Source organism: Lederbergia citrisecunda, from assembly GCF_018343695.1.
GTDB lineage: Bacteria > Bacillota > Bacilli > Bacillales > Bacillaceae_C > Lederbergia > Lederbergia citrisecunda.
Genome location: NZ_JAGYPJ010000001.1, coordinates 408824 through 429187, shown reverse-complemented (window position 1 = coordinate 429187; position 20364 = coordinate 408824). Strand labels below are relative to the sequence as shown.

At 34.0% G+C, this 20364-nt stretch carries 28 protein-coding genes; 6 read left to right on the top strand and 22 right to left on the bottom strand.

Annotated elements, in window-relative coordinates; genetic code table 11:
* Positions 1-217: 217 nt before the first annotated feature.
* The 4 genes from ntdP to mutY form a co-directional block, all read right to left on the bottom strand.
* A complete protein-coding gene (ntdP, locus tag KHA93_RS02070) occupies positions 218-748 on the bottom strand; it encodes a nucleoside tri-diphosphate phosphatase (protein WP_213109204.1) in 531 nt (176 codons plus the stop codon).
* Between the two features lie 162 nt (positions 749-910).
* Complete coding sequence (locus KHA93_RS02065; RefSeq protein ID WP_213109203.1) at positions 911-1096, bottom strand: gamma-type small acid-soluble spore protein; 186 nt, start codon at positions 1094-1096, stop codon at positions 911-913.
* 82 nt (positions 1097-1178) lie between these two features.
* Positions 1179-1931: an enoyl-[acyl-carrier-protein] reductase FabL gene (gene fabL, locus KHA93_RS02060; RefSeq protein WP_213112736.1), complete on the bottom strand. Its 753-nt coding sequence runs from the start codon at positions 1929-1931 to the stop codon at positions 1179-1181.
* Positions 1932-1990: 59 nt separating this feature from the next.
* Positions 1991-3094: an A/G-specific adenine glycosylase gene (gene mutY, locus KHA93_RS02055; protein WP_213109202.1), complete on the bottom strand. Its 1104-nt coding sequence runs from the start codon at positions 3092-3094 to the stop codon at positions 1991-1993.
* 170 nt (positions 3095-3264) lie between these two features.
* On the opposite strand from mutY, the gene KHA93_RS02050 reads away from it, so the two are divergent.
* From KHA93_RS02050 to KHA93_RS02040, 3 genes are all read left to right on the top strand, one after another.
* Positions 3265-4245 (top strand): metal-dependent hydrolase, encoded by a 981-nt coding sequence (locus KHA93_RS02050; protein WP_213109201.1) that lies wholly within the window; start codon positions 3265-3267, stop codon positions 4243-4245.
* Between the two features lie 118 nt (positions 4246-4363).
* A complete protein-coding gene (locus tag KHA93_RS02045) occupies positions 4364-4552 on the top strand; it encodes a small, acid-soluble spore protein K (RefSeq protein ID WP_213109200.1) in 189 nt (62 codons plus the stop codon).
* Between the two features lie 13 nt (positions 4553-4565).
* Complete coding sequence (locus KHA93_RS02040) at positions 4566-4730, top strand: YpzG family protein (RefSeq protein ID WP_213109199.1); 165 nt, start codon at positions 4566-4568, stop codon at positions 4728-4730.
* 37 nt (positions 4731-4767) lie between these two features.
* On the opposite strand, the gene KHA93_RS02035 is transcribed toward KHA93_RS02040, so the two are convergent.
* Together KHA93_RS02035 and recX are read right to left on the bottom strand one after the other, a co-directional pair.
* Positions 4768-5082: a YfhH family protein gene (locus tag KHA93_RS02035; RefSeq protein WP_213109198.1), complete on the bottom strand. Its 315-nt coding sequence runs from the start codon at positions 5080-5082 to the stop codon at positions 4768-4770.
* A 264-nt stretch (positions 5083-5346) separates the two neighbouring features.
* Positions 5347-6147: a recombination regulator RecX gene (recX, locus tag KHA93_RS02030; protein WP_213109197.1), complete on the bottom strand. Its 801-nt coding sequence runs from the start codon at positions 6145-6147 to the stop codon at positions 5347-5349.
* A gap of 103 nt (positions 6148-6250) precedes the next feature.
* On the opposite strand from recX, the gene KHA93_RS02025 reads away from it, so the two are divergent.
* Positions 6251-6373 carry a YfhE family protein gene (locus KHA93_RS02025; RefSeq protein WP_213109196.1) on the top strand — a complete coding sequence of 41 codons (123 nt, stop codon included), beginning with the start codon at positions 6251-6253 and terminating at the stop codon, positions 6371-6373.
* A 47-nt stretch (positions 6374-6420) separates the two neighbouring features.
* Complete coding sequence (locus KHA93_RS02020) at positions 6421-6600, top strand: YfhD family protein (protein WP_213109195.1); 180 nt, start codon at positions 6421-6423, stop codon at positions 6598-6600.
* A 50-nt stretch (positions 6601-6650) separates the two neighbouring features.
* Here KHA93_RS02020 and KHA93_RS02015 read toward each other — a convergent pair whose 3' ends face one another.
* The 4 genes from KHA93_RS02015 to KHA93_RS02000 form a co-directional block, all read right to left on the bottom strand.
* Entirely contained in the window at positions 6651-7460 is an 810-nt protein-coding gene (locus tag KHA93_RS02015) for an MBL fold metallo-hydrolase (protein ID WP_213109194.1), read from the bottom strand.
* 22 nt (positions 7461-7482) lie between these two features.
* Positions 7483-8100 (bottom strand): NUDIX hydrolase, encoded by a 618-nt coding sequence (locus KHA93_RS02010; protein ID WP_213109193.1) that lies wholly within the window; start codon positions 8098-8100, stop codon positions 7483-7485.
* Between the two features lie 118 nt (positions 8101-8218).
* The gene (locus tag KHA93_RS02005) at positions 8219-8725 is read right to left on the bottom strand and encodes a TQO small subunit DoxD (protein ID WP_213109192.1); all 507 of its coding nucleotides are present in this window, start codon (positions 8723-8725) and stop codon (positions 8219-8221) included.
* A 205-nt stretch (positions 8726-8930) separates the two neighbouring features.
* Positions 8931-9818 (bottom strand): GNAT family N-acetyltransferase, encoded by an 888-nt coding sequence (locus KHA93_RS02000; RefSeq protein WP_213109191.1) that lies wholly within the window; start codon positions 9816-9818, stop codon positions 8931-8933.
* A gap of 93 nt (positions 9819-9911) precedes the next feature.
* Between KHA93_RS02000 and KHA93_RS01995 the strand changes: the two genes are divergently transcribed.
* Positions 9912-10268, top strand: a complete 357-nt coding sequence (locus KHA93_RS01995) for a DoxX family protein (RefSeq protein WP_213109190.1) — start codon at positions 9912-9914, stop codon at positions 10266-10268.
* Positions 10269-10411: 143 nt separating this feature from the next.
* Here the strand turns inward: KHA93_RS01995 and KHA93_RS23790 are convergent, their stop codons facing one another.
* From KHA93_RS23790 to KHA93_RS01940, 12 genes are all read right to left on the bottom strand, one after another.
* Positions 10412-10507, bottom strand: coding sequence for a hypothetical protein (locus KHA93_RS23790; protein WP_432806300.1), 96 nt, complete (start codon positions 10505-10507; stop codon positions 10412-10414).
* Positions 10479-10709, bottom strand: coding sequence for a hypothetical protein (locus tag KHA93_RS01990; protein ID WP_213109189.1), 231 nt, complete (start codon positions 10707-10709; stop codon positions 10479-10481). The genes KHA93_RS23790 and KHA93_RS01990 overlap by 29 nt, the downstream gene beginning before the upstream one ends.
* A 256-nt stretch (positions 10710-10965) precedes the next feature.
* Positions 10966-11682 (bottom strand): metallophosphoesterase family protein, encoded by a 717-nt coding sequence (locus KHA93_RS01985; RefSeq protein WP_213109188.1) that lies wholly within the window; start codon positions 11680-11682, stop codon positions 10966-10968.
* Between the two features lie 27 nt (positions 11683-11709).
* Positions 11710-13896, bottom strand: a complete 2187-nt coding sequence (locus tag KHA93_RS01980; RefSeq protein WP_213109187.1) for a right-handed parallel beta-helix repeat-containing protein — start codon at positions 13894-13896, stop codon at positions 11710-11712.
* Between the two features lie 76 nt (positions 13897-13972).
* Complete coding sequence (locus tag KHA93_RS01975) at positions 13973-14821, bottom strand: acyltransferase family protein (protein ID WP_349772247.1); 849 nt, start codon at positions 14819-14821, stop codon at positions 13973-13975.
* A gap of 32 nt (positions 14822-14853) precedes the next feature.
* On the bottom strand, positions 14854-15081 hold the full coding sequence (locus KHA93_RS01970; protein ID WP_213109185.1) for an acyltransferase family protein: 228 nt from the start codon (positions 15079-15081) through the stop codon (positions 14854-14856).
* 51 nt (positions 15082-15132) lie between these two features.
* Positions 15133-15654, bottom strand: coding sequence for a KdsC family phosphatase (locus KHA93_RS01965; protein ID WP_213109184.1), 522 nt, complete (start codon positions 15652-15654; stop codon positions 15133-15135).
* The gene (locus KHA93_RS01960) at positions 15655-16635 is read right to left on the bottom strand and encodes a KpsF/GutQ family sugar-phosphate isomerase (RefSeq protein ID WP_349772246.1); all 981 of its coding nucleotides are present in this window, start codon (positions 16633-16635) and stop codon (positions 15655-15657) included.
* 15 nt (positions 16636-16650) lie between these two features.
* Positions 16651-17478, bottom strand: coding sequence for a 3-deoxy-8-phosphooctulonate synthase (gene kdsA / locus KHA93_RS01955; protein ID WP_233711018.1), 828 nt, complete (start codon positions 17476-17478; stop codon positions 16651-16653).
* A 23-nt stretch (positions 17479-17501) separates the two neighbouring features.
* Positions 17502-18170, bottom strand: a complete 669-nt coding sequence (locus KHA93_RS01950) for an acylneuraminate cytidylyltransferase family protein (RefSeq protein ID WP_213109183.1) — start codon at positions 18168-18170, stop codon at positions 17502-17504.
* 79 nt (positions 18171-18249) lie between these two features.
* Positions 18250-19407, bottom strand: a complete 1158-nt coding sequence (locus tag KHA93_RS01945; RefSeq protein WP_213109182.1) for a GNAT family N-acetyltransferase — start codon at positions 19405-19407, stop codon at positions 18250-18252.
* Between the two features lie 47 nt (positions 19408-19454).
* Entirely contained in the window at positions 19455-20321 is an 867-nt protein-coding gene (locus KHA93_RS01940) for a 6-hydroxymethylpterin diphosphokinase MptE-like protein (RefSeq protein WP_213109181.1), read from the bottom strand.
* Between the last annotated feature and the right edge of the window lie 43 nt (positions 20322-20364).

The window sequence follows — 20364 nt, the reverse complement described above, 5'->3', positions numbered from 1 at the left end:
ACAAAATAAACCTGTTGAATAAAAAATCAACAGGTCTTTCCTGTTTTTTAGCAGGAAACTTTTAATTGACTCAGTGGTAACTTCGTAATATATTGGTTTCCTTCTAGTTCTATCACATATCGACTAGCAAACTACTTGTACTTTTCACTTACGTTAGCCCCACATTCTGTTGGACTGTTTGTGTCGAGGAACAAGCACTTTCACTTTTGCCCTGTCATTACCTTCGATACATTAAATATCGATCATACCACGTATCTATAAAATCCGGTGAAAACGGACCTTTTCGTTGCCGAATCCAGCGTACTAATTTATCTACATTCCGCTTTAAAATATGGTCAATGACATCTGGATATCCCATTTGCTTACGATGGTATTCGTATTCGTCTTCATCAAGAAGAGTAAAAGTCATATCTGGGTACACTTTTACATCTAAATCATAATCGATATATTTTAATGCTTCATAATCATACACATAAGGCGAACCTAGATTGCAATAGTAATATATGCCATCTTCACGAATCATCGCAATAATGTTAAACCAAATATCAGTATGAAAATAACAAATGGCCGGCTCCCGTGTGATCCACGTTCTACCATCTGCTTCCGTCACTAAAGTTCGGTCATTTGCTCCAATTACGAGATGTTTAGTTGCTTTTAAAATTTTCGTTTCATCCCAAATTCGGTGGATATGTCCATTATGCTTATAACTATGGATTTGAATGTTTTCGCCTTCAACGGGAATACCCATATTTTCCCCTACTTTCTAATCCGAACACCCCATTAAAGGGTCTTGTATCATTATAACGTTCTTTTTCCGTTTTTAAAACAAATGAGTTTTGTATGTAAAAATGACAATAAAAAAATAAGGATCCAACCTTCGCCATGTGAAAGTTAGATCCTTATTATTTCATTACTGTTGACCGTAATTGCCTGAGTTTTGAGCTTTCTTTGCTTCTGCTTGTTGGTTTTGTTTTTGCACCTGTTGAGCATCTGTTTCGCTTGCAAACTCAGTTCCATAACTTTGTCCAGTAGCGGATTGTGCATTTTGTTGTCTTACTTTTTGAACATTAGTTCCAGCTTGTTGTGCTTTTTTCATTTTTCTCACCTCCACGTTTGTTAATGTAACCAGAGGGTGAGAATGTTATCCAAAAAAATATAATAATTTTTGAGCGATTATTTTACACAAGAATTGAACGGCCACCATCAACGATGATTGTCTGTCCTCTTATCATAGAAGCATCATCAGACACAAGGAACATAATCGTTTTTACTAAGTCGTCAATTTCTACCATACGTCCAGCTGGTGTATTTTTTCTGGCATCTTCTAACAATTCCTCGCGATTTGGAAAATGTTTCAAAGCGTCCGTATCGATAGCTCCACCAGATACAGCATTTACTACGATATTTTTCGGAGAAAGTTCTACAGCTAAATAGCGAGTCAGAGCCTCTACAGCTGCTTTAGATACCCCAACCGTTGTATAGTTTTCCAAGTATCGGATTGAACCAAGCGAACTGAGACTTACAATTTTTCCTCCGCCATTTCTCTCCATTAATTTTGCTGCCTCTTGAGCGCAAAATAACAAAGCCTTACTGTTAATATTCATCGTCCAATCCCAATGAGTTTCCTCAAGTTCCATAGCAGGTCTCAATACTCCAGATGCTGCATTATTGATGAAGACATCAAGTCGGCCGAATTCTTTTTCTATATCTGCAAACATATTCTTAATTTTTTCAACATCACCAACATTAGCACGAGCGAGGAATGCTTTTCTACCTAGTTTTTCAATTTCCTCTACTGTTTCTAGTGCAGCTGATTTGCTGCGAGCGTAGTTGACTACGATATCATAACCTTCTTTTGCTAATGCAATCGCAGCAGCTTTTCCTACCCCTCTACTGCTTCCTGTTACGAGTGCTACTTTATTGCTCATCAAAAATCCACCTTTCAAATTCAATATGTCTATTTTACCTTTTTGATCAAAATTGGACAATTTTACAGTTGAAATTTTTCCTTATACGCTTTCCAGATCGTTTGATGGGAAACTGGAAATGCATATTCTTCAAGCTCTTTTTTTGTCACAAGCAGATAATTACGTTCCAAGTTAATTTCACCAGAAATAGATCCTGCAAAAACATTAATTGTCCAAGTTAAATGTGAAAAAACATGATCAACTTTAACAAACGCTCCTGTTTCTAATTGAGCTTTCACATTTATTTCTTGGTCTAGGTACTTTAATAATGAAGTTCGCATTTGAATAAAGTTTCCATCCTCCACAGTCGGAAACTCCCATAAATTTGCGAGCAATCCTTTACTAGGTCGTTTACGAATAATAAATTTTCCATTATCTGTTTTTAAAACGGCTGCAAGTAAATCCACATGCTTTGTTGACTTTTTACGTGTTTTTACAGGCAAATCTTTCTCAACGCCCGCAGAAAAAGCAAGGCAATGTTCCCTCACAGGACACAACAAACACGATGGAGAAGTCGGAGTACATATAAGTGCTCCAAGCTCCATTAATGCTTGATTAAAATAAGAAGGATGATCGCAATCGATAATTTCCCTAACAGCATCTTCAAAAATTTTACGAGTTGAAGGCTTGGCAATGTCTTCATAAATAAGCAGAATTCGCGAAAGAACACGCATAACATTTCCATCCACCGCCGGCGCTGGCACGCCGTAAGCAATACTTAATATAGCTCCCGCCGTATATGGTCCAACGCCCTTTAACATAGAAATCTCTTTCAGTGTATTCGGAACCTTCCCATCGTATTGTGTAACAACTTCTTTAACAGCTGAATGAAGATTTCGAACTCGTGAATAATAACCAAGTCCTTCCCAAATTTTTAGGACAGATTCATCATCTGCCTCAGCGAATGTCTCAAGGGTAGGAAACTTTTTAAGAAAACGTTCATAATAAGGTATAACGGTGTCAACTCTCGTTTGCTGAAGCATGATTTCAGAAACCCAAACTTTATAAGGATCCGAATCCTTTCTCCATGGTAGATCACGCTGTTCACGAATAAACCATTGTACTAGATCCTTTTGGAATGTTGTTATTTCCATTTCCTTTAAATTGTATTGCAATTGCTCGTTCATTTTTATTAATCTCCCTGATGTTAATCAATAAGAATTTTAGGGAATAATCCACATAAGGCATGTAAGTTTGACGCCTTTATGCTTATTCCAAATGATTGCATTTTAATTTTTTATCAAATATGATGGTAAAAATACTAACTATAGCCATCCCTTCCCGAGGAGGATTTAGATTGGATACAGCTACTCACGTCGTTATGGGAATCGCGATAGGCGGACTTGCTACTCTTGATCCAGTAGTGGCTGAAAGCACAGTCAACAGTCACAGTGTACTTGTAGCAGCTATTATTGGCTCGCAAATTCCTGATATTGATACATTTCTAAAATTACGAAATAACGCAGTATATTTACGAAACCATCGTGGGGTCACACACTCGATACCTGCTGTATTATTTTGGCCGATTCTTGTAACGGCCTTTGTAAGTTTATTTTTCCCTGAAACGAATATGCTTCATTTATGGATATGGTCTTTCATAGCCGTTTTCCTTCACGTTTTTGTCGATATTTTTAATGCATATGGAACACAAGCTCTACGGCCTTTTTCAAGTAAATGGGTGGCATTTGGGATAATTAATACGTTTGACCCAATTATTTTCAGCTTACATGTCCTTGCCATTATACTTTGGATTTTCGACTCACCGCCGGGATATACGTTTCTAATTTTGTATATCGTGATTATTTTATATTATCTACTACGATTCATCATGCAAAGAACGGTACGATCAGCACTTTTAAAAATAATACCAGATGCTGAAGAAATTATCATTGCACCAACAATGAGTTTCAATCAATGGAGACTCGCTGTCACTTCAAAGGATAACTTTTATGTAGGGCGCGCATATAAACGCTCTATTACGATCTTTGATAAATTTAAACGAATACCCGTTCCAGAATCTCCTATTATTAATGCCGCCAGTAAAGATAAAAATATATCAGCATTTTTGTCCTTTTCTCCTGTCTATCGTTGGGAAATTGGAGAATTTGATCAGTATTATGAAGTCCGCTATATCGATTTGCGTTATCGAAGCAACGGACATTACCCATTTGTCGCCATCGTTCAGCTTGATCTCAATTTGAACATCATTGCATCTTATACTGGCTGGATTTATAGCGAGGAAAAATTAAGAAAAAAATTAAATATTGTGACCGAATAACTCCGTGTAGGTAAAAGCTACATGGAGTTTTTTACTTTAAGACCTCATAATTTCATCATGATAAAACCATAATAAAAATGCGAGACGGTTTCTCGCTTGTAAAGGAGGCACAGCAAATATGCGTAATAAAGCAAAAGATTTCCCTTACAAAAATGAAAACAAATTCGAAGGTGAGCCACGAGCAAAACCTGAATTTGCTTCTAAACGTGCGGATGGTACCACTAACACGCACCCCCAAGAAAGAATGCGCGCATCTGGAGCACGTGAAGATAATGACCCTAGTTGGATATCAAGAGGATTTCACTAAAGGGAGGGAAATTATGGCTAACATCAATGAGAATTCTCATTTAAATAGACAGCTCAGCTCATTTAATCGTGGGAATTATAGTCCAAAAAAAATGTTCAACCAAGTAAATGGGCAAACAGAGCAATCCCAATCACAAATTATCCTCGAGAATATGGTAGTACAATATCAAAAAAGATAGCGACGATAGACGGTTAGCGGAAAAAATTTCCGCTAACCTATTTTAATAATGAAATCGGCAATGCTTCTTCCTTACCTGAACCATTTAATCTGTATCCCCACGCAAACACACCTTTTAAATAATCGATTTTAAAGTATGTACCTGGTGCTCCTTCAACTGCATAAATTTCTCCTGGTACGAAATCAGCTGGATCCAGTAAATAAGCCTGAGCCATAACTGCCTTTCTTTCCATTACAGCAAACTCATTTACTATTCCCAATTGTTCAGCTTTCCGCGCTTTTTCCTTTAATTGTGCAATCTCTTGTTTAAGCTCCGTTTCCGTCATTTCACTATATCTTCTTTCTCTTTCCATTACCGTTACCACCTTAAAATTTCAATTTTATTAGCTATTCTATATTAGAATTTGCTGCGACCACGTTATCGTGAACTTGTAGACGTTGTTTCTGTTTACAAAGTCACTTTAGTGCATCCATCATGACATTGCAGACGTTGCATCAAGGGCACGTTGAAACGGTCATCGTGACCTTGCAGATGTTTTTTTCCGTTGTCATGGGCACGTTGAGACATCCTTCCAGCGTGGGCGGCACTACACTTTTCACATAAAAAAGAGCACTTATTATAGGGATTGTCCATTTTCACTTAAATAACGCTCAATTCCTTCTATTGAAAACCCTTTACGGTATAAGGCTTGTTTCATTTTTTGCTCATATTCGAAACCGGTCAAATTTTTGTATCTTCTATGTGCTTTTTCGGCTTGTATTTGCAAGGCACTCCACTCATCATCCTCATCTTTTTCATATTCGATCTCTTCAATGGCGATCGAAATGATGCTGAAAGGAAAACCTTTAGTCATTAAAAACTGTTCTATTTTTTGCTTAAGAAACAATTCGGAAAGTTTACTATTCTGTTTTGCAAGTTTATTTCCAAGCTGAATAGCATGATCAATCTGTTGTTCCTTACTATATTCATTCATTGCCCGTTCTATCAATTGATCATTTATTCCTTTTTGTTTCAATTCCTGCTTAATATTTAACGGACCTTTTTTTCCTCCATTCACTTGGGTGCGAACATAGGCAGACGCAAAATCCAAATCATCAACGTATTTTCGTTCTGCTAATTCCAGCAAAACAGCCTGTATGACAGGCTCGTCCCATTCTTTTTTCTTTAAATGCTGACGGATTTCGTCCTTAGATCTCATTCTGAAAGATAAAAAATTGATAGCCGCGTTTAACGCTTTCCTTATTTCATCTTCATACTGAATTTGTGTAATGTCAAATTCAGTCAATTCCTTCCCCTTCGCCAATTGATAGCGAATCAATACTTCTTCGTCAATACCAAAAGCATAGGCTTCGTCCAGATATATATTATATCGATCCGTACTATTTTTTTGAGTTGTAATCTTCGTGATGATAGGCATAATACATCATCCTTTTTTAACGCGTATTAATATCATTTTATCATATTATGTTGTTTGTATGTTTGAGCAGTGAATGGGCAAAACATTAAGGAAGGAGGTGAAAATGATGAGCAAGCGAAAAGAGATGAAAACGAAAAGCACATTATCAGCAACTCAGGAAGTATTGTACGGGAGAGAGTATAAACGAGCGGATAAAGCTGGTGGCTACACAAATGAGCGAAAATAAAATACTTACACAGATGATACATAACAACTAAAAGGAGGACATATTAAATGGGACGTAATGATCGACGCAGCGCTCGCGATAAAAATAAGCAAAAGCTTCCTCAAGTACCAAAAAACATGAAATCTGATGGGCTCGATGTGGAATTTTCCGAGGAACTAGCGGACCACAATGATAAGGTTGCAATGGAAAGATCAAAGGCAGCGGATAATAGGGCAAAACGAAAATAAAAAAATCGGGAGAATAGTCACTCTGTTCTCCCGATCTTTAATTATCATCGTTACACACTTACAATCATCCCATCATACGCCACTTCAATCCCGAATGGGTTCAAAAGACTTTTCAACGCTAAATGAGTCAATTTTGTATTATGCGAAAAATGAGTAGCGACCACTTTGGATGATTCATCTATAATTCTCTTCGCACTAAAAATAGCTTTAATTTCTTTTACTCCCTCGATATTAAGATGATTTCTTTTTTCAGGAATTAATCCATGTGTACAATCCAACAAAACAAAATCCAATTTCTTATGTTCGAGCCATGCCCAAGTTTGCGGTGGAAACCATCCCGTATCATGGCCATACAGTATGCTTTTATTTCCTTTTTCAATATAGAAAATAAAGCACGTCTCATCTTTGTCATGGTCTGCGAGTAATGGCGTAACTTGAAAAGATCCAATCGTATACGTGATAAAAGGCGCAATTCGACGCAATTGAAACGCTTCTTTTGAAAACTGGAAAACCTCTTTACATTTATGAATGACAACATCATTTCCATGTATATATAAAGGATATTCAATGTCGTGGGCAAAAATAGGTGATCTCATCGTAAGATCTTCGGGGTAAAAATGATCATGGTGTGAATGAGTAAAAAGAAGATGTTGAATGTCTCCAAGATCTAAATTGTATGTGAGGACATGGTGAAAAGAATCCGGAGGAAAATCAATCTTAAGTTCATCATCGATAATAGCAGATGTTCTCGTACGAATATCTTTTCCTCCCAATTGCCTTGCTCTCATACAAGCATCGCATTTACAAAAAATTGCAGGGTACCCCTCTGCCGCCGCAGTTCCAAGTAATTGAATTTTCATTCATACCTCTCCTTTGAAAACATTAATCCAGGACTACTTGATTTTGAGGATCTCTTAAGAATTCAAAAAGCATTTTAATCTGTGATTCTGTATTTCTATTTAAGGACAGTAGTGGCAAATGGTTTTCGGAAAAAAATTGGACATCATTTGTTTCCATACCTATATTCGCTTCCCCACCAATAATTCCACATTGGACAAAAATCTTATAATAATGATACGGTTGTGGCGGGTGCGGATGATGATTAGAATCTAATAATGCAAGCAGTCTAAAAACACGTACATCAAAACCTGATTCTTCTTTTATCTCTTTTACAATATTCTCGGATGGAGAGAGCCCAATATCACAAAACCCACCAGGCAACGACCATTTGTCATCATAATTTTCTCTTACCATAAGAATTTTATCGTCCTTGAACACTACACCTCGGATATCCACCTTTGGTGTTTGATATCCCGATTCATTCGCAAATAATTCTTTAATTTTATCCATCTCCAAATCCGTATGTACAGCCATAATCTCAGCACTAATATTTCGCAATTCTTCAAAACGTTCTATATCATATATATCTTTTGAAAATTCTAGTCCTGCTTGAGCTAGTGCTTGGATTCTCTTAGCCCAGTCGAGCCATTGATAACTCATTAACAACATCCTTTACTGACAAGTTTATTCTTTCATCGTTTTAATCATAACATAAAGAACGATCCCTTCACGAAAAAACCAGGACAGCGTTTTTACGCCATCCTGGTTTTTATCTTACTCAATGTGCTGCTGCACCTCGTATTTTTTTAAAGAAGTTTGTATTTTTAAATTTATTGATCGTTTCTTTTGTTATTAAGTGGTCAATTCCATAATATCTTGTTCCTTTTATGACGAAGAGGAGGATAACTGCTACTGCTAGTAAAATCGGATTAGTGCTTACAGTACCGGCAAGTAGGAAGTTCAAGTTCATGAATGCTCCAGCGATTAATGCAGGTAATGTTAACGCACCGACGATAAGCCCTAAACCTACTAGAATTTCTCCCCAAGGGATGATGAAGTTAATGATTTTCACGTTTGGCAATGCTACATTTTGTAAAAAGTCTGCGTACCAGCCTTGAACTGCCGGAAATTCTCCCCCTGCTTTTGCAATAGCCCCTTGTAGGAATCCTCCTGCATCAAAAGCTCCTAACTTATGCCATCCTGCTTCCAACCATTGAACCCCTAGCCATATTCTTATTGCTGCCCAGATAATTGCGACAAAGCGATTTTCATACCATCTTTTCATTGTTCTCACTCCTGGAATATTATTTGTAAGTAATGTGAAATCTTTCACATATTGTTTTAAAAAAATATTAGTTCTTTGATCAGCTGATTTTGCTCTCTTTGTTTGTGAACCATTTCACATTTTCTTTACACTCTTAATATACAATGCTTTCTATAATTTAGCAATCCCTTTTTATGCATTGTCACGAAGTTGCCACAATAAGGAATTAGTTATGTTTGCCTGCCATAAATCCCATTCGTTGGCTATTATATACTTCATACCCCATTTTTCCATACCAGTTTTCAAGCCATGTGTAACAGATGTATGAATGAGTATATCCTAATTTTTTTAACTCCTTATTAACTGCATGAACTAATGATGTGCCTATCCCCTGTTCCCTATATGTTTTTCTTACTCCTAAGCAGCCGACACCACCTACTTTGCCTTCAATCGTTCTCTTCCATCTAATTTCTTCTTCATGAAGAACCATTGCACAAGCAACAATCGTATCATCAGAACGTGCTACAATAATTTGATCAAAGGCTGATCTATCGATCATATTTTGGTAATAACGAACCCATCCAAATAACTCCTCTTCATTCTGGAGTAATCCAATTAATTCGATATTTTCATGTGGCATCAGACTCCCAATATTGATGTTTGTTTCTAGATCTGGCACCTGCCATTCCTTCAAGCTCATTAACATGTCAATACTCGTCCACGTCCACTGAAAACCTTTTTTCTCAAGAAAATGATCACCACATCCTAATGGAACTCCTTGCCACCAGTACCCAGAACCTATTCCGGCCGTCCATTGATCTCCCGCATTTTTTAAGGCACACTCAAAAAGCATATTGCCGATCCCTTTGTTTCGATATTCCTTTTTCACATGGAATAACCATAAAGCACTTTTTTCCGTTTCTTCACTTACGAGTATTCCATAAACATCGTTGTCTTTAAAAGCAATATAAATCCATAAATGTTCAGCTGCTTCTTTAGCAAAATATAATATGCTGGTTGCTTCCATTTTCCATTCAGGAATATGATTTTTCCAATACTCCGTTAATATCGTTTCGTTTCCAATGAGCGGTAAACGGTCTATACGAAATTTCAATTTTTCAACCTCCAAAATCATTATTTTAAGCAGGTTTGTCCCAACTCTTGCATACAGTCTTAATGAGGTACAAAGACTCTAGGAGGGAAAAAATTGATTATATCTTATAAATTAATTCGATATGTAATAGCTTATGTGTTTATCATATCTGGTTTATTGAAATTAATAAATGAAGATCTTGGAAGTACATTTGTTAACTTAGGACTTCCGTTCCCACTCTATTTAATGTATGCAGTTGCACTTATTGAAATCATTTGTGGAGTCCTTATTTTTTCCGATAAAATGGTTCACCAAGCTGTCATTCCGTTGATTGGTATAATGATTGCAGCCATTTTATTAACAAAAGTTCCTTCTTTAAATATAGGATTCATGCAATTTGCTTTTAATGCTAGATTAGATATTGTCATGTTGGTTTTGTTGTGGGTGGTGTATAAGTGGAAGTGGGATTAATTCGTTATTTTCCTTAATACAGTACCAATTTTAGACTCTTTCTTTTTAAAATAGGAAACATGAATAATGTACCAAATCACATAAACTCCTAAAACATCATTCATCAAATCTACTATTGAAAATGAGCGAAATGGCACAAAATGTTAGTGAACTTCATCTGCAATTCCATATAAAACAGCAATTGCAAAACAGATAGCTTCTATTCTAGAATCAAGTCTTCGAAATGTAAGAACAGCCAAAATAAGTAACAAATACAATATTCCAAATTAATATTCCAAATTCAACTAAATGGGCAAGTTCAAAACAAATACCTAAAAACAAAATTAAGCTGCTACTAATATAGTTTGATAGATTTTGTACAGACTCAGGATCAAAGGAACTGGATTGAATCCAAATAAACGTTTTATAAATAATGGGGAGAATTCTTAAGATTAACTTCATGAAGGCACCTTCTAGGATAATTATTGGTTCAAAAAAAAACTGCTTTGGCGTGCTAGGATTTGTAGTCGATAAATAGCACCACATAGAATAAAAATTAAGAACATAAAAAAGATTGCCACTCACCTAGCAAGAATAACATAGGTGAGTGGCAACCTTAAATTTCAATCCTGGTTTTATGTCTAGTTCAATTTCGTAACTGGATTGAAAAAAAGTACTTTCTTGACAATCGGAGAAGGCCAAGAAGCTTTATCTCTGCTTAAATACTTGCGTTTTCCAAAATTCTGCTCATTGTTTCTGCATTAGGATAGTTAACATCTTGATACTGCTGAATAACTTTATTCGTATCAAATGGAACTCTAACGATAGCAGCTTGAAAACCATTATCCTGAATATCTACAAGTGCGTAGGATGATTTTTTCATTCCATCAAACGGAAGTCCAACACTTCCTATGTTAATTACACACTTACCGTTAATATACCGAATATATGGCTTGTGAATATGGGCATATATATACAGGTTCGCTTCATTTGCCATCAATTTATCACTTATTCCCTCGTCACTTTCGGATGGTGATACGATATCAAATAAACTATTGGGAGTAGCGTGAAAAGCATGGATTTTCATACCTTCTGCTTCAATTGTTAATTCAGATGGCAGTTGCTCCAAGTAAGCTACGCTTTCTTGGTTCAAATGGGAATAAATCCAATCCCTCTCTCGATTCATCATTTCCAAAGCCTGGTCTGGAACTTCACCTTTATGGACACCACGGACAACCCATTCGTCTGCGTTTCCTTTGATGACATCGCAATTTAATGATTGAACCAATTCTAAGGAACGCTGCGGTTCAGGGCCACGGTAGCAAATATCTCCGAGAACATAAATTTTGTCTACGTTTTTTTCTTTGATATCCTGAAGAACTGCATCTAGTGCGATGGCGTTTCCATGGATATCGGATAGGAAGGCTAGTTTCATGGTATGACCTCTTTTCTAAATCTTGCGTTATTTCAATTTATTATTTTTGTTAATATCATTATTTTTTAAATTGAGTTTTGCGTTTAATAATGTATTGTTCTCTATTATGTATGGTGGTGCCCCGACGCCGCCATTTTTTGTATCGATACCAATAATTGGCGATTTAGAAATGAATGTATTCCCTTTTATTGTGGTATCAAATATTTTTGTCGGGTTTGATTCTGATGCATCCCTGCCTATTTGTATAATAGGCTCTATTTCCACGGATTCAACCACATTAAACGTATTATTTAATACATTTATATTCTTTGCTTCAAGTGCCAGTATACTTATACCTTCACTTTCAAAGTTGGAATTTTGAAAAGTTGCCTCGGATTCTGTATTGTAAGTATAAAACATTGTATTTTTGAATTGACATTTATCCATTATGATTTTTCCCTTATTATTAAGTTCCATTGCTGTATTTTTCATGGAACAATTATTATATATCCCAAAAGCTAAATTCATATCCGGAGAATCATTAAATGAAAAATCATCATAGACACTTTTGCTATTCCCTTCACCACTAAATTCGTTATTACCTTCCAAAGTAATATTTTTCATATGTATGGGCTTACCATAAACAAAAAGTCCACCAGTAGAAGAATCTTTTCTTGAAGATGTAAGTAAAATATTCGCAACTTTTATTCCATCTTTTTCTGTTTGATTGAACTCGATATTTGAGTCAATTCCTACTATTTCTTCTACAATCACATTATTGCCTCCATCAAAAAAGGCTGAACTAGAGATTAATTCATTATTACGAAATTCAGTATGACCCCATGTGGTAAAACTTGATTGTTCAAATTTATTATTTTTTACAGAGGCACCATAATATGCCGGATTAATCGTGAATCCTCCTCCTCTTTCTACATTTGGACCAAAATAATTATCTTCTACTATGGCATTTCCTCCATATGCAAAAACCATTTGAATTTGATTTTTCACAAATTGGTTATTTCTTATAATTGTGTTAATAGCTGGGAAAAAACCAGGTTCAATATCTATTCCGCTTTCTGGAGCAGTGCCATTCGTATTGTGAATTTTATTATTGGTAATCTCAACACCATCAGAAGCTCCGACTGTGATTCCTTGCCTTCTATTAAAACCAATATCACAATTTTTAATTGTGATATTTTTAGTAATGGCAACTGTCATTCGATTAACTTTAATATCATTAGTGGTATCACTATTAAATACTACTTTGAAATAGTCTGCATCATCAGGTATTTCAGAATATCCCCATGTTGAATTAAAGCGCATATCTCGGTCAACACTTATAAAACTATCGTCTTTACGATAAAAGAAAATATCATAATTCCCCTCGACACCTTCAGGAATCCACATCATTATATTACGGTAATGAGGATTTTTATAGACAGGATGACGGAAATTTGAAACCTCATAATTTTTAGTTCTTATTTTCCCCTTCTTCAATATTAAATTACCATTGTCGTCTATTCCACCCATTTCAACATCATCATCTGTTATATAATCACCGTATATTGTCGCTCCACCAATTTCTATTCCATCGCCTGTAAATCTTTCAATTTTCACTCCATCGATAACAATATTTTGTGCTCCCGCTGTATCAATCCCGTTACCCCATTCATGTGTTCCACTTGTATATTCGCCTTTTTGGGAATAATCATGAGTGTCTCGATCACCGCGAATAATACCGCCTTTTATCGTAACATTTTCTATATCTGAATCTAGGAATAACGTAGAATAAATTTCAAATCCATTCGTTTCTTTTTGGATAACCGTTTTATCATCTAAGAGAAATGTCATATTAGAAACTAAATTTATTCTTGCTTCTGGGTCATTATCCTCTTTTCCTTTTGATATTAAATAGGTACCAGGGGGAACATAAAACGTCTTGTACCCTTCTCTTTGTGCCCACCTTAATGCTTCATTAAATCCTTTTGTTGTTTCCTCAGGATGGGTTCCGTCGTTGAAAATCCCCCATTTTCGAAGATTAAGTTGATAGACATTTACATCTTTGGAAATTGTAGAAACTTCAATTACTTCATTTTCTGGATCAATTATATCTTGAGGCGTCAAAGAACTTGAAGTTTTATTTTCGCTATTATCTATTGCATTCCGATTATTAACTAGAAATGTTATGTATATAAAAACGATAGTTACAAGGATTATGCTCCATCTTTTCACCAAATTTCATTCCCTTTTTTGTGGATTTTATATGATTATTTTTTATTTAAAATATAATTATTGACAATAACTATATGTTTTAGACTAAGCTCTTATGCGATGGAAAAAAACCTTTTCCTGAAAAAAGTCTTTTGAAGCGTTTAATGATTTTGGAAACGAATGCTTGCAAAAAAATGGTGACTTGGAGGGAAATCAATAGAATTATAACAGCTAGTAGTAAGTTGAAAATAAAATGCTTTCTAAAATCAGTGACATTTAAAAAATGTATTCCATAATATGCAATGTTGATAAATATCAAGTGTACTAAATAAATACCTAATGAATTTTTGCCTAATAAAGAAAAAATAGTGTTTTTTCCAAATTCTTTATTTTTTATGATTAAAATGAATAAAGTAAAGGTTTGAGGAATAGGTGATAGGTAATAAGCTATTCCTCCTTTTGTTCCGTTCCACCATATTACGGTAATATAGCTTTCTAGCATTTGCATTAAAGTCGATACAAGGAATAAACCAGCAATAAATAGCATATTTCCCTTAATGAAAAACCTTTTAAAAAAGTCTATGTGATATGCAATAAAACATCCGGTTGTTGTATAAAATAGACCAAAAAATAGCGCATCAATTGTATTAATGGATAGATGAAATATTCCGGAATAAGTTTGGCCAAATAACCCAATAACATTCAAAATAAAACTTGAAAACAGTAAATATTTGAGCTTATTTATTTTAATAAAAATAAATAATATAAATATAGACCAAATCAATGCTGTTAAAAACCATAAATGATAAGAGGCGCTTGCTGTACCATAATACAATACACTTATTTTTATATTTGAATTAATAAAATCTTCTATAAAACCCTTAACCTCAAATCCCTTATACATGGCATAACTAACCCTCATAACAAAATCAAAAAGAAAGTAAAACACCTGACATATTATCAAAACATTAACTAATTTAACTATATAGCTTTTAAAATAAGCGGACTGAAATACACTCTTTTTAATTTCATTCCAAAAAAATATCCGGAAGCTATGAAGAAAAATGGAATAACAAACCTTGGGAATGCATATAACAATAGACTTCCAAATTCGCCATGTAATTCTGCTTTGTGAGACATCGTATGAAAAAAAACGACAATAACAATAGCAATTCCTTTCAAAAAATCTACTGAATATATTCTTTCCAAAGTCATCCCCCATAAAGGTATTTGCCCATATTTAATATGTCATTTATCATCTTATTGTGTTAACATTGCTTCTTCTTGAAGATATTGCTTGATCAAGAGCTCATAATTATGCTGGTTGTATAAAACATAATCAATCGCTTCACGAACCGCACCTTCACCGCTTTTGTATTTACTTACAAAACTAACTGAGTTCTTTACTAATTCAACCGCATCTTTTGGTGCGGCGGAAAAACCAACTGATTGAATAACTGATAAATCATTAATATCGTCACCCATGAAAAATACATTTTTCATATTGATATTAAGTAATGACACTAGCTTCATTAACACTTCTTTCTTGTTTTTTATCGCTTCATATAAAAAATCAACATTCAATTCTTTTGATCGAATGTTGACAGATTCTGATTTCCTACCAGTTATAATGGCAATCTTTATTCCGGAAAAGCGTGCTAAACTAATACCCATTCCATCTTTTACATTGAAACTTTTATACTCCACACCGTTAGATCCAATTAATAATTTCCCATCCGTTAATACCCCGTCAACATCTAGTGCAATTAATTTAATATCCATTTAAAAACCCAACCTCGTTATATCATGTAGATGAATCATTGAAATAGGTTCATTTATGTCATTTACAACAGGAAGTACATCAATTTTTTTTGTCTTCATTATATTTAATGCTTCAACTGCAAGGACCTCCTTTTTAACTGTAATTGGATTTTTATTAAATAATTTAGTAACTGAAATATCTAAAAAATTTTGTTGTTTTCCTAATGCTCTACGAATATCTCCATCTGTAATGATGCCAATTAATCTTCCATTTTCATCAACGATGCTTATTGCACCCAACCCTGATTCAGTCATACTAAATATGGCTTCTTTAATAGATTTTTTGTGCAATAAAATGGGATTCTTTTTTGTAATTTCAATAATATTGTTGACTGTTAGTAATAATTTTTTTCCTAAAGTTCCTCCTGGATGGTATATTGCAAAGTCTTCAGATGAAAAATTGCGAGCTTTCAATAAAGCGATAGCAATGGCATCCCCTAAAGTAAGCATTAAAGTTGTGCTTGTGGTCGGAGCTAAACCAAGAGGACATGCTTCCTTTACATCACCGATGCACAGAATTTCATCGGCCTTTATTGCCAAAGTGGAAGATGCATTGCTAACAAAGGCAATTAGTTTTGCACCAATACGTTTAATTGAAGGAATAATATTTATTATTTCTTCCGTTTCTCCACTTTTAGATAAAGCAATTACTATATCAGAATTTGTCACCATTCCCAAATCCCCATGAAGACCTTCAGATGGATGCAAGAATAAAGATGGGGTTCCTGTGCTTGCCATAGTGGCAGTTATTTTTCTGGCAATAATTCCGGATTTACCCACCCCAGTCACAACGACTCTTCCGTTACATTCTAAAATCATATCAACCACATTTTCTATGTTTTGATTAACAAATTCTACTAGGTTTATGATTGCTTGAGATTCCATGGTCAAAACTTCTTTAATAGTAGTTAGATGGTCTTTTTCTGTAGCAATATATGCCACTTTTAATCCCTCACTTTACATTCCTTTTATTAATGCATCTATTTCAATAATAGGCTTCAATAATTCTTCGAGTTCAGAAAGCTTAATCATATTCGGCCCGTCTGATAATGCCTTATCAGGATTTGGATGTACCTCTAAAAATAAGGCATCGATTCCAACTGATGCAGCTGCCCTTGAAAGAAAAGGAACAAACTCTCGTTTACCACCCGTACTGGTTCCAAGACCACCTGGTATTTGAACACTATGTGTTGCATCAAAAACGATAGGGACATTGAATTCTCTCATTTGAATAAGAGACCGCATATCAACTACTAAATTGTTATACCCAAATGTTGTCCCTCTTTCAGTCAATAAAATTTGACCATTGCCACATTCTCTTATTTTTTCAACTACATTTTTCATATCCCATGGAGCTAAAAATTGACCTTTTTTAACATTAATTATTTTGTTTGTATTTGAAGCGGCAACCAAAAGATCTGTTTGTCTACATAAAAAAGCCGGAATCTGTATAATATCTACAACTCCGGCTATAAATTCCGCTTGACTAGGTTCATGAATATCAGTCGTTACGGGTATATTAAATTGGCTTTTTACTTTATCCAATATCTCTATTCCTCTTTGAATCCCTGGTCCTCTCTCAGAATATATTGAAGAACGATTTGCTTTATCAAAAGACGCTTTAAAAACAAAAGGAATTTTAAGCTTGTGTGTAATTTCTTTTAGCATGGCAGCTGTTTCCATGACAAGAACTTCATTTTCGATCATACACGGACCCGCTATTAACACAAATGGCTTATCACCACCTAAAATAATATTTTCCCGTATTTTAATTTCTTGAAGCATATTGTTCATCCCCATAAATAAAATTAGATTTTAATAGATAACTGGTTGTTGACTTCCATAATTTTCAATGCAAATTCATAATCATCTTTTTTATCAATATCAATCGCTTCAATATCATCAAGTTCCTGAAAATATGGATTGAAGCCTATTCTTCTTCTATTTTCAGTAAAATGGTGTTTCTGAAAAATATAAAACCCGCTAGTTTCAATATAAATAGGCTCAATATCCTGTGTTCTTGGAATATCATTCATTTCAAAATTTAACGTTTGACCTTGATACCATACGAAGGTCTGCTTTTTTTGAACACTAAGGGCTGAATCGTAACTTCCATTTAAAACATTATCTAATGCATTTGAAACTGAATCTTGAGAGATAAACGGTGACGTTGTATGTGCCAATATATAAATATCGCTGTCTATTTTTTCAATAAAAGATTCGTATATTTCATTTCCTTTTACTAGATCCCCATCAAAATATGGATCCCGCTTTACGAGTTTTACTTTTGGCGGCAAGTAAGTCATAACTTTTTCATCACTACAATAAACATAGACTTCATCAATTTTTTTTATTTTTAATAAAGTATCAAATACATACCAGCATAATGAATGGTTTCCTAAGGGGAGGATATTCTTCTTTGGCAATCTTTGACTTTTTAATTTTATTGGGACAAAGGCCACTACTTTTTTTTTCATATTCGAATCTCCTTTAAAAAATACATTATAAAGAACGAAAGGATTGAAATAAATATTATCATCTGCACCTAATTTATCTTTAACTTATTAATCTTTTCTTCGGTATTCGATAATTATTCGAATAATAACTTACCTTCTCCATAATTAATTTAAAGTGTTTAATTTTATTAATCTTATTAATTCCAAAATAAAATAACGAACGAAATGAACGGTTAAAGACTAAATATTCTACTATGTACTTTTCTAGAGCTCCCGTTCTCTTTTTATAACTTTCATCTCCTCTCAAAAAATCTAAAAACTGATATTCTTTTTCACAAGCCTCTAAAATAATTTCATATAATAAAATATGGGCTATCGGATATTTTCTAAATTTAAGATTGTATGTGCCTAGGTAAAGATATCTCCTCGTACCATCTGTCATTCCAAACTCCACGGCGGCAATTTCATCATTATGGCTTAAATATGATAAATGTAATAGATTCTTTTTAAATAAATTTATTGCAGCATTTAGTGCAAATTCTCTCTCCTCCTCTTTCCTAAAGAAACTAGGGGTTTTAGTTTCATTCCATCTTTCACAATGCAGTTCAAAAAGTTTATTCATGACAGGCTCTATCTCTTCTTCGGCCACAACTTTATAATATTTTAATAATCCTTCTCTATTTAGTTTTCTTTCATAGTAACGAATACCCTTTAGAAATTTCTTACTCATTTTTAGATTAATAGTTTCAATGTCTTTATCTAATTCTAATAATGGACAAACAAAAGTCTTTTTTCTTTCCATTAATGATTGATTTTTCATCAACTTCTTATTTAGTGTTAAATCAAATGCTGAATTCTCTGGTATGGATCCCCAATCTATACAATCCCAGCTTTTCTTATCCTCATATAGTTTTTTAAATACTTTCTTCATCAATAACTCAGAACAGTAGTTCTTCGATAATATCGGAATTAAATAATCCGAATTTGTTGTGCCAATTGGCTTTAATATCTTAAAAGGAATCCTCGCGTAAGTTTCCACAACAGTATAAAGGGGTATGATTCCTATTGTTTTATTTTTATCTCTTATTTCAATAATATAAGGCATAATATCATTTCGTTTTCTTTCATACTCCCACCAATTTTGCAGCCAACCTACTTCTTGAAAAACAGTAACTTCACGATATTCTTTCTTAAGTTCATCCCAATTTGGCATTATTTTTTCTAGTGAATCTATATCTTTATGTATTAGTACTTCCAATAATTACACCTCATTTTATAATAGCTTATTTTGTTTTCTTTAGAATCCTAAATACTATAAGGAAAAGGTTCCATTAATATTTTATCAAGATCAACCCTTTCAAATACTTCCAACATCCCTCCCCTTGTCGCATTATAAATTCTAATATTATTGCGGTCGGCATATTGCTTAGCAACCCTGTATGCGCAGGTCATCATTTCACCTGATAATGAAAATGTTGGGTCTATATGATCATAATCTTTGAAGTGATGTTTCATATCACTAGAATAATGGCAGTCAGCACCGAGTAAATAAATTTCTTTAAACCCCATGTATACTGCAATTTGTAATAAACAATAAGTTATTGTATATCCACTATATACATTCGCAAAAATATCTTTACTAAATTTTGTGTGGTATTTACGTGAAACTTTATGATTCAAGAGATTAAGAGGAAATATATAATAATCTTCAGGAACTTCTTTTTTTAGTTGTTCAAGAATTGTCTGACTTATGAATTTACCCTCACACTCCAAATTATTAATATATTTTTCCATTCTTCTATATACATTTTCATCCTGAATACCATAATAAGTTGGACGCCAATCAGTATCTTCGAACGCCAAACATATTGAATTCATACTGATAGTAGTTTCGTTTTTTAACTTTTCAAGATCTTCTATTTTTAGACTCGGACCAGTGGCAATAATAAAACAACGTTCCCCTTTGTGTCTATCCTTAAGTTTTTTTAATCGTTCATATTGCGAATTTCGATGAATTCTACTTACCCTTAAGATTCTTTGTATTTTAAAAGAAATAGAAGGTAAAAAATATGCTTTAAAAAATCGCCTTATAAAATATTGTGTTTCACCCATTTTTATTATTAAACAATAGATATGTTTATTGCTTTTTAGTACTCTTTTAACACTATGCATACCTTTCACCACCTTAGATAGTTCATTGTTTTATAATGTTAAT

Excerpts from the sequence above, each read along its gene's own strand:
- ntdP (WP_213109204.1), bottom strand. The coding sequence starts at position 748 with ATGGGTATTCCCGTTGAAGGCGAAAACATTCAAATCCATAGTTATAAG.
- KHA93_RS02065 (WP_213109203.1), bottom strand. The coding sequence starts at position 1,096 with ATGAAAAAAGCACAACAAGCTGGAACTAATGTTCAAAAAGTAAGACAA.
- mutY (WP_213109202.1), bottom strand. The coding sequence starts at position 3,094 with ATGAACGAGCAATTGCAATACAATTTAAAGGAAATGGAAATAACAACA.
- KHA93_RS02045 (WP_213109200.1), top strand. The coding sequence starts at position 4,364 with ATGCGTAATAAAGCAAAAGATTTCCCTTACAAAAATGAAAACAAATTC.
- KHA93_RS02040 (WP_213109199.1), top strand. The coding sequence starts at position 4,566 with ATGGCTAACATCAATGAGAATTCTCATTTAAATAGACAGCTCAGCTCA.
- KHA93_RS02035 (WP_213109198.1), bottom strand. The coding sequence starts at position 5,082 with ATGGAAAGAGAAAGAAGATATAGTGAAATGACGGAAACGGAGCTTAAA.
- recX (WP_213109197.1), bottom strand. The coding sequence starts at position 6,147 with ATGCCTATCATCACGAAGATTACAACTCAAAAAAATAGTACGGATCGA.
- KHA93_RS02025 (WP_213109196.1), top strand. The coding sequence starts at position 6,251 with ATGATGAGCAAGCGAAAAGAGATGAAAACGAAAAGCACATTATCAGCA.
- KHA93_RS02020 (WP_213109195.1), top strand. The coding sequence starts at position 6,421 with ATGGGACGTAATGATCGACGCAGCGCTCGCGATAAAAATAAGCAAAAG.
- KHA93_RS02015 (WP_213109194.1), bottom strand. The coding sequence starts at position 7,460 with ATGAAAATTCAATTACTTGGAACTGCGGCGGCAGAGGGGTACCCTGCA.
- KHA93_RS02010 (WP_213109193.1), bottom strand. The coding sequence starts at position 8,100 with ATGAGTTATCAATGGCTCGACTGGGCTAAGAGAATCCAAGCACTAGCT.
- KHA93_RS02005 (WP_213109192.1), bottom strand. The coding sequence starts at position 8,725 with ATGAAAAGATGGTATGAAAATCGCTTTGTCGCAATTATCTGGGCAGCA.
- KHA93_RS01990 (WP_213109189.1), bottom strand. The coding sequence starts at position 10,709 with ATGAAGTTAATCTTAAGAATTCTCCCCATTATTTATAAAACGTTTATT.
- KHA93_RS01985 (WP_213109188.1), bottom strand. The coding sequence starts at position 11,682 with ATGAAACTAGCCTTCCTATCCGATATCCATGGAAACGCCATCGCACTA.
- KHA93_RS01965 (WP_213109184.1), bottom strand. The coding sequence starts at position 15,654 with ATGGATATTAAATTAATTGCACTAGATGTTGACGGGGTATTAACGGAT.
- kdsA (WP_233711018.1), bottom strand. The coding sequence starts at position 17,478 with ATGCTTCAAGAAATTAAAATACGGGAAAATATTATTTTAGGTGGTGAT.
- KHA93_RS01950 (WP_213109183.1), bottom strand. The coding sequence starts at position 18,170 with ATGAAAAAAAAAGTAGTGGCCTTTGTCCCAATAAAATTAAAAAGTCAA.
- KHA93_RS01940 (WP_213109181.1), bottom strand. The coding sequence starts at position 20,321 with ATGCATAGTGTTAAAAGAGTACTAAAAAGCAATAAACATATCTATTGT.